An 11,775-nucleotide genomic window follows, 5' to 3' on the forward strand; every position below is an offset into this window, starting at 1 on the left:
TGTGCCTAAAAATTGATAATGGTTGCAAATCGCAATCTGGCGTTCACACAGACGTAGCAATACGCACGATACGCAAAGTGATAAAGAAACCGGGAGAAACAATGGCCTATCGCGAATTCGATCACCTTCAGATGTCTCGCCGCTCATTGTTTCGAGCCGGTAGCCTGCTCGCAGCTGGCGGTATGCTCTCTACTATGCCGATGGGGCGAGCCTTGCTGGCCCACGATGTGGGCGAAAGCTGGCCCGAAGTCGCAAAGCTTGCAAAGCGCTATCTTAATGAACGCAAGGTCGCCAATCTGTTTGTGACCTTTGGTTGGCGCCAGGAGGATCACGCGCACACTGTGGGCGGCGGCAAACTTGGTTTTAACAGCACTAAACTGATCGATGAAAACTCGCTCTATCGCATCTATTCAATGAGCAAACCGATCACCGGCATGGCCACGATGATGTGTATTGAGGATGGCCATTTCACGCTTGATACTCCGCTGGCAGAGGTCATGCCGCAATTCGCGGATATGCGTGTGTTGAAGGATCCTGAAGGAGCTTTGGATGACACCGTTCCGACGGAGCGGGAGATCACCATTCGCCACTTGCTTACCCACACGGCTGGAATAGGATATCTGATCACGAGCAAGGGGCCGTTGCTGGAGGCGTATCAAAAGAATGGTCTGGTGGGTGGCCGGGTAAGCCGTCTGCCAATCCCTGGAATTCCGCCTGTGACGCCCGCACCCGGGCTTGAGGAATGGGCCAATCGTCTCGCGACTTTGCCGTTAATGGCGCAGCCGGGTGAGAAGTGGATTTACTCAGCCGGCATTGATCTGCTCGGGCGGGTTATCGAAGTGGCTTCTGGTCAATCTTTCGAAGAGTTTCTCCAAACGCGCCTATTCGATCCATGTGGGATGGAGAGTACATTCTTCACGTTGCCCAAAAGCGAAGTTGGCCGCATGACGGACAATTATGGCATTGCAGGGGGTTTCCCAATCCCAATCGATCCAGCCGCCAACTCAATCTATCTCGACGCGCCAAAAGTGCCATCGGGCGGCGGCGGGTTGATCTCTTCACCCAAAGACTATGACAGGTTCCAGCGTATGCTGCTTGGCTATGGCAATCTCGATGGCACGCAGGTGATGAGCGAAGAATCTGTCCGGGTCGGTACGTCCAACCTGTTGCCTGACACGGTCGATCTGACGGGTAGCTGGATCGTCGGACAAGGGCATGGCGCAGGCGGTCGATCTGTCGGCAATACCTTTGGCTGGGGCGGGGCAGCTGGCACAATTGCCAGCGTTGACTTTGACCGTCAGCTGCGCGCGGCGCTCTTCACGCAGTATATGCCGACCGAAGCGTATCGGATGCGCGACGAGTTCCTCGCGGCCTTCGAGGCGGATCTTAGCAGCGTGAATGAGGCCGAGGCCGCTTGATGGCTTCCGCAGCTCTGGCGTTCACCGGTTCGCCGCTTGACCGGGCGGATAATGTCCGTGCCGATCCAGAGGCACTGGCTGGCATGATGAACTGGCGGGCGAAGCTGCTCGCGCTTGACGGTCTGATGCCGGGCATGGATGACCAAGGCGGGCTGCTCTGGACGACGCTCGCTGATGCGCCAGAAAATGCTGAGCTTGTCTTTCTTGGGCTGGATAACGGCAAACCGTGCTTCGCGGCTGTTCCTGAGCAAGGAGACGCAGCCCCACGCATGGCGAATCCCGCCGTCTGGCAGATGATGACAACGCTCTCGCCGCCTGATCTCGCAACATACGGTGCGGCGCGCAGCGTTGTTGATTGGCACGCGCGGCACCGATTTTGCGCCCAGTGTGGCGGCGCGACGGAGCTTGCGAAAGGCGGCTGGCAGAGAAACTGCACCGATTGCGGTGCGCAGCATTTCCCACGCACCGACCCGGTTACGATCATGCTGGTTGAGTATGAAGGAAAGGTAATGTTGGGCCGCGGCAAAGGATGGCCGGAAGGGCGTTTTTCCGCGCTGGCAGGCTTTGTCGAGCCGGGCGAGAGCATCGAGGAGGCGGTGGCCCGTGAGGTGCTGGAGGAAAGCGGTATTGTCGCGCGCGATGTACGCTATATTGCGAGCCAGCCTTGGCCATTCCCATCTCAGCTTATGATCGGTTGTCACGCGATGGCTGATGATGACGCGGTGACAATGGATGAGACCGAACTGGCGGAAATCCGCTGGTTCACGAAAGAAGAAATCGGCGCCGCGCTTGATGGCGATCCGAATGCCTCGCTAGGCTGCCCGCCCAAGCAAGCAATCGCGCATCATTTGATGACATGGTGGAGAGAACAGTGAGTACAGCCCCCAATTCCGCGCCGCGCACGCTAACTATCGATATTTGGTCTGATGTCATGTGCCCGTGGTGCCTGGTCGGTTGGGGGCAATTGCAAAAGGGCCTCAAGCTGGTCGAAGGCGAAATTGACGCAGATATTCGCTGGCATGCATTTGAGCTAAACCCTGACATGCCCGAACAAGGCGAGGATCGTGCCGAGCATCTTGCGCGTAAATATGGTCGCACGATAGAGCAATCGAAGGGCGTGCAGGGGCAGATGCGCGAAGCGGCGGAAAGCGCTGGGGTTTCGCTCGATTATGAAGGTGATGACGAGCCACCCGCCGCGATGATGTGGAATACGTTTGCTGCACATAAACTGCTGACCTGGGTGGGCGAGGTCCACGGTGCGGCGAAGCAAACCGAGCTGAAGCTTGCGTTGTTCAAGGCGCATTTCAATCACCGCCGTGCGATTGGCAATCGGGACGTTCTGCTTGAGATTGCACAGGAAAACGGTCTCGACCGGTACGTACCGCAGCAGAAGCGATGGGCAGTGAGGAATATGATCATAAAGTTCGCGCGGAAGAACGCGCCGCATGGGAGATGAACATTACGGGCGTCCCGGCAATGGTGATTGAGAGCAAGTTCCTTGTTCCGGGCGCGCAAGCGCCAGAAGCCTACGCCAACGCGCTCCGGCGCGTAGCGGAAAAGACGTACCGCATAATTGCTCAGTGAAGATCGGCCCGCCGCGACAAATATGACCGCCTTGCCTTGCGTCGCGGGTCGCAGTCTGCATATGTTTGAGCGCGTGGGTTCAAACAGCGTGCTACATTCAGGAGAACACCTATGAAGCGTTTCGCACTACCTCGTCTGGTAATCTCTGGCCTTGTTATTGGATCGCTTGCCGCATGTGGCGGCGAAGTTGCCGATGCTCCTGAGGATGGTGCGGCTGCTGGCGATGCTCCACCGATTATTAAAGAGCGGCAGGCCAATTTTGAGGGGATTGGTGATGCGTTCAAGGTAATTCGTGGGCAACTGGAAGGCGACAGCCCTGATTTCGGCGCCATTGGCGCAGCGGCAACTGACATTAACGAGCGCGCTCAGCAGATCACAGGCCATTTTCCTGAAGGTACCAGCGTGGACGATGGTTACGATACCGAAGCGCTCGCGACAATTTGGGAAAAGCCTGCTGAGTTTGAGCAGGCGGCACAAGATCTGGTCGATACAAGCGCTGAGTTTGTCACCGTCGCGGCGGGCGGCGATGCAGCCGCGGTTGTTGAGCAGGTCAAAGCGCTCGGCGGTACCTGCAAGGCCTGTCATGAAGAGTACCGTCTCGATACAGACTAGGCCTGATGTCTGAGGCACCGACACGCCCGGGTAGCACTATCAAGGTGTGGGACTGGCCGGTGCGTTTGTCGCATTGGAGCTTTGCCATTCTAGTGCCCGCGATGTGGTACACCGCCGATAATTCCCTATGGTGGTGGCACACCCGGCTGGGCATGGTGCTGCTGGCGGTGCTAACTTTCCGAATTCTCTGGGGATTTTTGGGATCAGAGACCGCACGGTTTAGCAGGTTTGTGCGTGGTCCGAAGGCTGTGTTGGCTTACCTACGTGGGGAGTGCGACCACACAATCGGTCATAACCCGCTTGGTGCGCTGAGCGTGGTGGCTTTGCTTGCTGCCATGCTTGCCCAAGTCACTATGGGCCTGTTCGGGGGCGATCCTTTCGATGGCGCGACCGGCCCACTCAATGGCTTTGTTGGTGTGATGACGGCGGCGACACTTACCGATTGGCATGAGAGCTTTGTGTGGGTGGTGATTTGGCTGGTGGCGCTACACCTCAGCGCGATTGCTTTTTACGCGGTTGCGAAACGCACCAATCTGGTGGGGCCGATGGTGACAGGCAGACGGTCAGCACAATCAAACCAGACCGGCATCGACCGTACGCCCACCGCAAGGGCGATTGCCTTGCTAACCCTAAGCGTCGCAGTGTCGGCGTGGATATGGTTTGGCGCACCACCCTTTGGGTGAGCCACTTTAAATCAAGCCCAATCGCTCCAGCTTCGCCGCCATTTTCCCGGGCAAGACGTCGCCGACTTCCTCGCCATCGGCCAGATCGGCAGGCGCATCACCCTCTTTGAGATAGCGCCACCCCTGATGCGCGCGTTTGCGCTTTTGATGAACGCGGACCAACTCTGGCTTCAACACGATATTCCAACGGCCATCCGAAGTTTCTTCAAAGCCCAGAATTTCCGATCGCGCGACCAGCGAGTGGTTCAGTATCCAGTAAAGCGATCCCCCCACCATTTCCTCGTGGCGAGTGGGTCGATATTTGGTGGTCAGACGCTTGGGTTCATCAGTGCGGGCATACCAACTGGCCAGATCATCCCAGCTTTTCGCTCCAAAAGCGATCTTGGTCATATGCAGCGGCATGGCGCCTACCCAACAATCCCGCTTGCTACCGCAAGGCCCAGAAACGCGAAGAAGCCCATGCTGTCTGTAATCATGGTCACGAAAACGGACGATGCGACCGCGGGATCCTGATTCAGCCGTTCAAATGCAACCGGCACCAACACGCCTGCCATGCCTGAAACGATGATGTTGATGAGCATGGCAAGAGCAATCACTACACCCAATTGCGGGGTGAAGATAACCGCTGTGCCGATGCCTATGAGTACGGCGATCGTGGCCCCGTTGATGAGGGCAACGCGCAGCTCACGCCAGACAATTCGCCAGGTATTGGATCGCGTGAGCTGGTTCATCGCAATCGCGCGCACCGCCACCGCCATTGTCTGCGTCCCCGCATTGCCGCCGATGCTGGCGACAATTGGCATTAGCACGGCAAGCGCGACCAGTTGCTCGATCGCAGCCCCGAATGCGTAGATAATCGCGCTGCCGACCAAAGCTGTGCCAAGGTTCGCAATCAGCCAGCGTACACGGCTGACATACGCCTCGCGGATCGGTTCGTTGATGTCGCCTTCGCCCGCACCGGACATGAGCAGAGCGTCTTCTGCGGCCTCTTCGGAGATAATGTGCACAACGTCATCAGCCGTCATCTGTCCGACCAGCCTACCGCTTTCATCGACCACAGCGGCGCTAATCAGGCCGTATTTCTGGAACATTAGCGCGACCTCTTCCTGATCCAGCGCAACAGGGATCAGCGTCTGGTCGCGTTTCATCACATCGGTCAGGGCAACGCCGCGCGGTGTACGCAGCACCCACGATAACAAGCATGTTCCGACCGGATGATGTTTCTCATCGACGATGAAGACTTCGTAAAACTCGTTCGCCATATCGACGCTGTCACGCAGATAGTCGATCAAATCGCCGACCGTGAGATGTTCAGGCACCGCGACAAATTCGCGGTTCATCAACCGCCCGGCGGTCTCATCTGGAAAAGCGAGGGCGCTCTCGACCGCCGCCTGCGTCTCCGGCTCCAGCTCGGCAATAACCGCCTGCTGATCGGACGCGTCGAGATCTTCGATCAGCTGAACCGCGTCATCGGTCTCCAACTGCTCGGCGATGGTGGCGACCGCCTCTGGCTCCAACGCCTCCATCATATCCTCGCGGACATAATCGTTGAGTTCTGCCACCACGTCTGAACTCATGAGGTCGGTGATTGCCGCCGCTAACTCGCCGCGCTCGCGCTTCTCAAACAGCTCCAGCAAATCGGCGATGTCTAGCCGGGTGCAGCGGTTCGACCAGCTCATAGACCCGTGCGGTGTCGCCCGCATCTAGGGCATCTTCAACACCTCGCACATATTCGGGTTTGAGCGTGTTTTCCTCGTCATGCCGCTCATCGTCAATCCGGTCATCGGGACGCGCAGCATCTTCGGCATCCACCTCTGGGGGATCGGCCAGCATGACGTCCTCGTCTTCGGAAGTGCGGTCCTGAGACATGCGGTTGGTCTAGGCAGGCAGCATTGAATTGCAAGCGCTCAGGCTCTGCCCACGTGACTTATCCCGAATAGGCACTATATCGGCGGCCAATTCACGAAATGGAGATTCACGCAATGGCCGACACACTTACCCTGACGCTGGAAACCGGCGACGTAAAAATCAAACTGCGCCCTGATCTGGCGCCCGGCCATGTTGAGCGGATTACAGAGCTTGCCAATGAAGGTTTTTACGATGGCGTCGTGTTCCACCGCGTAATCCCCGGCTTTATGGCGCAGGGCGGCTGCCCCAATGGCACCGGCATGGGCGGCAGTGACAAGCCTGATCTGAAGGCTGAATTCAACGCAGAGCCACACGTTCGCGGCACCTGCTCCATGGCGCGTACTCAGGTTCCGGACAGCGCGAACAGCCAGTTCTTCATCTGCTTTGGCGATACCGAGTTTCTCGACGGGCAGTACACCGTCTGGGGCCAGGTCGAGAGCGGCATGGAGCTGATTGACGGCCTGCCAACGGGTGAGCCGCCAGCAGAGCCAGGCAAGATTGTTAAGGCGAGTGTCGCCTAACACGCGGCGCGCCCTTGCAATGAAACCTACTAATCCTCCCAAGACCTACAGGGTCAAAAGCTTCGGCTGCCAGATGAACGTCTATGATGGCGAGCGTATGGGCGAGCTGTTGGCGGAGCAGGGCATTGCGCCTGCGCCGGAAGGGGAGGATGCCGATCTCGTCGTCCTCAACACGTGTCATATTCGCGAGAAGGCGGCGGAGAAGATTTACTCCGACATTGGCCGCCTGACGAAAGGCAAGACCCAGAAAAAAGCGCCGATGATTGCGGTCGCGGGCTGCGTTGCACAGGCAGAGGGTGAGGAGATTATGGCGCGCGCGCCGGCGGTCTCTATGGTGGTTGGTCCTCAGGCCTATCACCGCCTGCCCGAAATGGTTGAGGATGCGGCTGCCGGCAAACGCTCGACAGACACAGATATGCCCGCGATCGCGAAGTTTGCGGCTCTGCCACAACGGCGGAAAAGCGCACCTGCCGCGTTTCTGACCATTCAGGAAGGGTGCGACAAATTCTGCACTTACTGCGTTGTGCCTTACACGCGGGGTGCGGAAATCTCGCGGCCTTACAGCGACTTGATCGATGAAGCGCTGAAACTGGTTGATGCGGGGGCACGCGAGATAACGCTGCTGGGGCAGAATGTCTCGGCATGGTCGGGCGAGGACGAAAAGGGCACGCGACAGGGGCTTGCTGGCCTGATCCGGCGGCTGGCCAAGGTCGATGGGCTGGAGCGTATTCGCTACACCACGTCGCACCCCGCCGATATGGATGATGACCTTATCGCGGCGCATGGCGAGATCGACAAGCTGATGCCCTATCTGCACTTACCGGTGCAGGCGGGCAATGACCGTATTCTGAAGGTTATGAACCGCAGCCACACCGCAGAGAGCTATCTCAAACTGCTGGAACGATTCCGCGCGGCGCGGCCCGATCTGGCGTTGTCAGGCGACTTTATCGTCGGCTTCCCCGGCGAAACCGATGCCGAGTTCGAAGACACGCTGAGCATTGTTGACGAGGTCCGCTATGCGCAGGCCTATAGCTTCAAATACTCGCCGCGCCCTGGCACGCCCGCCGCGACGATGGACGGGCAGATTCCGCGTGAGGTGATGGATGAGCGGCTGCAAAGGTTGCAGGAACGCCTCAATCGCGATCAAATTACGTTCAATAAGGCCAGCGAGGGCAAAACGTGCCGCGTTCTGGTCGAACGCAAGGGTAAGTTTCCCGGGCAATGGCTCGGCAAATCGCCTTGGTTGCAAAGCGTTTGGTTTGAAGGTGAGGCAGAAATTGGCGATTTGGTCGAGGTTGAGTTGATCGAGGCGGGACCAAATTCGATTGCTGGCAAGTTACGCACCTCAATTGCGGCCTGATGCCCGGCGAAGCCGAGTGAAATTCACACGAAGACACTAAGGCACAAAGGTGTAATGCCGAGCGGATTTTCCGTCTTAATATCTTTGTGTCTTCGTGCCTTGGTGTGAAATCTGGAATGTGCTGAGCGTAGTATGCAATCATTACGTTAAGGTGACTTTCCCCAGTTCAGGGAAGTGCATAAACTTGCGCTCTGGCGCGGGCCGCTTACATTTCTACCAAGTCTCACGAGTCCCTGAAGGCCAAATCGCGAAAGGAACGCATGGGCCGTAAACCGACACGCAAAGTTGATCCTGCCAAGGAGCCTAGGCTCTCTGCTGATCCTATCCCGCAACGCGAAGTGCGCCGCGCGATGCTCGATATGGAGTTTGAGAACCAGTCGCTGCTGGGGCCGCTATTCGGACAATTTGACGCCAATCTTGTGCAAGTCGAAAACCGGCTCGGCGTGTTTATCTCTGCGCGCGGAGACCATGTGCAGATAGAGGGGCCGGAAGACGCGGTGGCGCGCGCCCGCGGCGTTCTGCAAACGATGTATGATCGGCTCGCCATGGGGCAGGACCTTGATGCAGGCGCGATTGAGTCGCTGATTTCCATGTCGAACGAACCCACCCTTGAGGGGATCGTCAACGGCAAGAAAGACGCACCGCCGATCATGATCCGTACACGGCGCAAGACGATTGTGCCGCGCAGCGCGATGCAGGCGACCTATATGCGCAGCCTGGTGCGCGATGACATTATTTTTGCGCTGGGGCCAGCGGGTACGGGCAAGACTTATCTTGCGGTCGCGCAGGCGGTGAGTCAGCTCATCAATGGTAGCGTTCAGCGCCTGATCCTGTCGCGCCCGGCGGTGGAAGCGGGAGAGAAACTTGGCTTCCTGCCTGGCGATATGAAGGACAAGGTCGATCCCTATTTGCGCCCGCTTTACGATGCCCTGTATGATTGCATGCCTCCTGAGCAGGTCGAGCGGCGCATAGCGTCTGGCGAGATCGAGATTGCCCCGATTGCCTTTATGCGCGGACGCACGCTGGCAGATGCGTTTGTGATCCTTGACGAGGCGCAGAACACCACGCGCGAGCAAATGAAGATGTTCCTGACACGCTTTGGTCAGAACAGCCGAATGGTGATTTGCGGAGATCCCAAACAGGTCGATATTCCGGGTGGCGATCGCATGAGCGGGCTGGCCGATGCGGTCGATAAGCTGGAAAGCGTGGACGGCTTTGGCACCATCCGCTTCACCGCCGCCGATGTGGTGCGCCATCCGATTGTGGGCCGCATTGTCGAGGCGTATGAGGGACCAGCGGAGTAATTGCAGTTCTCAATTGAAATCGAAAATTGGCCCAAAATTGAATTGGAGCAGTTGACCGAACGCGCTGCTCAAGCAGTGGGCGAAGTTGAGACGCTGCTCGCAAACCAACGCCTCGAAACGAGCATTCTCTTTACCTCTGACGAGCAGGTGCATCAGCTCAATCGCGAGTGGCGCGACAGAGACAAGCCGACCAATGTGCTGAGCTTTCCGATGCTCACGCGCGATGAATTACTTGCGCTCAAGGCTGATGGTCCGCCCGTCATGCTGGGCGATATTGCGCTGGCTTATGAGACCTGCGCCCGCGAAGCAGAGGAAAAAGGCATCGCGCTGGAGCATCACGCCGCACACCTTATCGTGCACGGGTTGTTACATCTTGCGGGGTATGACCACGTCACCGGCGATGAAGATGCGGACAAAATGGAGGCTCTGGAAGTCGCCATACTTGCAAAAATGGGCATTGCCGACCCATATGGGGATCGCAACTGAATAGGAGCGCACGTCAGGGCCATGCCCGATTCGTCATCACCCGCAGGAGACGCGGAGAGTAGCAGCGGGTTCTGGTCAAAACTGGGGCCCGCCATTCGGAAATTTCTCGACCCCGAAAGCGGCGAGCGTTCGCTGCGCGAGCAGATCGAAGAGACCCTCGACGAACACGAGGATGAGAACGGGCACGAAGCTCCGTCTGAGAGTGAAGATGGCGACCTGTCCTCAGTAGAGCGGCAAATGCTGCGCAATCTGCTGCATTTCAGCGAACATGATGCCGATGATGTTGCCATTCCGCGCGGCGAAATCGTCGCATTGAACGCGGATAGCAGCTGGAAGGAATTGGTCGCGGCGTTCTCTGAACACGGTCATTCGCGTATGCCGGTTTACCGCGATCAGCTCGATTCCGTTATTGGCATGATCCACATCAAGGACGTGTTTCCGTTTCTCGCGAGCGGAGATACACCGCCGGACGACTGGACTATTTTGATGCGGCAACCGCTCTATGTGCCGCAAACACGCAATGCGATGGATGTCCTCGCCGATATGCGGGCAAATCGCGTTCATCTGGCCATAGTGCTTGATGAGTTCTCCGGCACCGATGGGATCATCACAATTGAGGACCTGGTCGAGGAGATTGTCGGCGAGATTGAGGATGAGCATGACGAAGTACCAACTGAGCAGATTTCTGCTGTGGGCGATGGTTTGTGGGACTGCGATGCCCGCGCCGAATTGGAAGACATAGCTGAGAAGATCGATCCACAGCTTGGCGAAGTGGATGAGGCGGTCGATACCCTTGGCGGCCTTGCCTATGTTCTTGCGGAACAGGTTCCAGAGGTGGGAACTACGCTCGATCACCCCAGTGGATGGCAGATCGAAGTGACAGCCGGCGACGAAACCCATGTGAAGCGTCTTCGATTACATGCACCAAAGGAACCTAAAGCGACCTCGTGAGTTGAGAAAAATACCTGCGATACATAGGCGGGTCGATACTTGGGGAAGAGACGATGGCGACGCGCCGTTTGCCACCATTACGCGCCTTAGAGGCATTTGTACGCACCGTCCGTTTGGGCTCTGCACGGGCAGCAGCGGACGAATTGGGGCTCAGCCCATCGGCGCTGTCACGCCGGATTGGAAATCTTGAGACTTTCGTGGGCAAGAAACTGTTCACACGCGCGCGCCAGGCGATGCAGCTTACTGACGAGGGCCAAGCATTTTATGAGGCGGTGAATCCGCATTTGGAATCGCTTGCCCGCGCGGTAGAGAGCCAGTCAGACAATCTCTCGCTGCTCAGATTGCGGCTGGGTGTTTTGCCAATGTTTGGAAGCAATAGGCTGTTCCCACGGCTAGGTGAGTTGCGCACCCGGCACCCGTTGCTGCACATTGATATCGACACCGGGCCGCATCTGGAGGGGCGTGTCGGCGACACGTTGGATGCCGCAATTATCCTGTCGCGCGGCCCCGCGAGCGGACTGCATGCAATCCGGTTGGATCACAACAACGTGCACGCGATCGCCAGCCGCGCGCTGGCGGAGAAACTGGGTGACAAACCGGATGAAGGACTGCTCGCCAAGCAGACCTTCCTAATTCACAACGAATTGCCGGAGAGTTTTGTTGCCTGGAAAGCGGCGCTTAACCTGCAAGACCTCGATCCGGCAGCGATTGATCACTACGATTCAGGGCAATTGATGCTTGAGGCGGCGGCGCAGGGTTTAGGTATCGCGATCATGCATGATGACCACTTGCGACGTGACGAAGACAACCGTTTGCAAGAGCTCTACGACGTGGAAGTCGAGAGCCCGTATAGCTATTGGTTTGTGTGCAAGCCCACCGCGCTAGAAGAGCGTCCGGTGCGTTTATTCCACGATTGGCTGGTTCGCTCGGCGCTTTAGGCACTTCGAG

Annotated in this window: 13 protein-coding genes and 1 pseudogene; 12 read left to right on the forward strand and 2 right to left on the reverse strand. The window is 57.7% G+C overall.

The genetic code is table 11. From position 1 onward, the window contains the following. Positions 1 to 101 precede the first annotated feature (101 nt). The 6 genes from ACZ1GM_RS06470 to ACZ1GM_RS06495 all read left to right on the forward strand — a co-directional run bounded on the left by ACZ1GM_RS06470 (position 102) and on the right by ACZ1GM_RS06495 (position 4,297). Positions 102 to 1,418, forward strand: a complete 1,317-nt coding sequence (locus ACZ1GM_RS06470; protein ID WP_472678298.1) for a serine hydrolase domain-containing protein — start codon at positions 102 to 104, stop codon at positions 1,416 to 1,418. After that, the gene (gene nudC / locus ACZ1GM_RS06475) at positions 1,418 to 2,293 is read left to right on the forward strand and encodes an NAD(+) diphosphatase (protein ID WP_472678299.1); all 876 of its coding nucleotides are present in this window, start codon (positions 1,418 to 1,420) and stop codon (positions 2,291 to 2,293) included. Before ACZ1GM_RS06470 ends, nudC begins: the two co-directional genes overlap by 1 nt. Then, positions 2,290 to 2,874: a DsbA family oxidoreductase gene (locus ACZ1GM_RS06480; RefSeq protein ID WP_472678300.1), complete on the forward strand. Its 585-nt coding sequence runs from the start codon at positions 2,290 to 2,292 to the stop codon at positions 2,872 to 2,874. Before nudC ends, ACZ1GM_RS06480 begins: the two co-directional genes overlap by 4 nt. Further along, the gene (locus ACZ1GM_RS06485; protein ID WP_472678301.1) at positions 2,814 to 3,002 is read left to right on the forward strand and encodes a DsbA family oxidoreductase; all 189 of its coding nucleotides are present in this window, start codon (positions 2,814 to 2,816) and stop codon (positions 3,000 to 3,002) included. The genes ACZ1GM_RS06480 and ACZ1GM_RS06485 overlap by 61 nt, the downstream gene beginning before the upstream one ends. Before the next feature lie 111 nt (positions 3,003 to 3,113). Beyond that, on the forward strand, positions 3,114 to 3,614 hold the full coding sequence (locus ACZ1GM_RS06490) for a c-type cytochrome (protein WP_472678302.1): 501 nt from the start codon (positions 3,114 to 3,116) through the stop codon (positions 3,612 to 3,614). 5 nt (positions 3,615 to 3,619) lie between these two features. After that, positions 3,620 to 4,297, forward strand: a complete 678-nt coding sequence (locus tag ACZ1GM_RS06495; protein WP_472678303.1) for a cytochrome b/b6 domain-containing protein — start codon at positions 3,620 to 3,622, stop codon at positions 4,295 to 4,297. A 6-nt stretch (positions 4,298 to 4,303) separates the two neighbouring features. Here the strand turns inward: ACZ1GM_RS06495 and ACZ1GM_RS06500 are convergent, their stop codons facing one another. Continuing rightward, positions 4,304 to 4,699, reverse strand: a complete 396-nt coding sequence (locus ACZ1GM_RS06500) for a DUF1489 family protein (RefSeq protein ID WP_472678304.1) — start codon at positions 4,697 to 4,699, stop codon at positions 4,304 to 4,306. Positions 4,700 to 4,704: 5 nt separating this feature from the next. Next, a pseudogene (mgtE, locus tag ACZ1GM_RS06505) lies at positions 4,705 to 6,130 on the reverse strand (magnesium transporter). 149 nt (positions 6,131 to 6,279) lie between these two features. Here mgtE and ACZ1GM_RS06510 point away from each other — a divergent pair. The 6 genes from ACZ1GM_RS06510 (at position 6,280) to ACZ1GM_RS06535 (ending at position 11,765) form a co-directional block, all read left to right on the forward strand. Next, positions 6,280 to 6,726, forward strand: a complete 447-nt coding sequence (locus ACZ1GM_RS06510) for a peptidylprolyl isomerase (protein WP_472678305.1) — start codon at positions 6,280 to 6,282, stop codon at positions 6,724 to 6,726. Positions 6,727 to 6,745: 19 nt separating this feature from the next. Further along, positions 6,746 to 8,086 carry a tRNA (N6-isopentenyl adenosine(37)-C2)-methylthiotransferase MiaB gene (gene miaB / locus ACZ1GM_RS06515; RefSeq protein WP_472678306.1) on the forward strand — a complete coding sequence of 447 codons (1,341 nt, stop codon included), beginning with the start codon at positions 6,746 to 6,748 and terminating at the stop codon, positions 8,084 to 8,086. Between the two features lie 260 nt (positions 8,087 to 8,346). After that, entirely contained in the window at positions 8,347 to 9,390 is a 1,044-nt protein-coding gene (locus tag ACZ1GM_RS06520; RefSeq protein ID WP_472678307.1) for a PhoH family protein, read from the forward strand. Beyond that, positions 9,391 to 9,876: an rRNA maturation RNase YbeY gene (gene ybeY / locus ACZ1GM_RS06525; RefSeq protein WP_472678308.1), complete on the forward strand. Its 486-nt coding sequence runs from the start codon at positions 9,391 to 9,393 to the stop codon at positions 9,874 to 9,876. It begins immediately after the preceding gene. A 21-nt stretch (positions 9,877 to 9,897) separates the two neighbouring features. Beyond that, complete coding sequence (locus tag ACZ1GM_RS06530) at positions 9,898 to 10,827, forward strand: hemolysin family protein (protein ID WP_472678309.1); 930 nt, start codon at positions 9,898 to 9,900, stop codon at positions 10,825 to 10,827. A 53-nt stretch (positions 10,828 to 10,880) separates the two neighbouring features. After that, complete coding sequence (locus ACZ1GM_RS06535; protein ID WP_472678310.1) at positions 10,881 to 11,765, forward strand: LysR substrate-binding domain-containing protein; 885 nt, start codon at positions 10,881 to 10,883, stop codon at positions 11,763 to 11,765. The last annotated feature ends 10 nt before the right edge of the window (positions 11,766 to 11,775 follow it).

Source organism: Qipengyuania sp. JB2-7 (assembly GCF_055693485.1).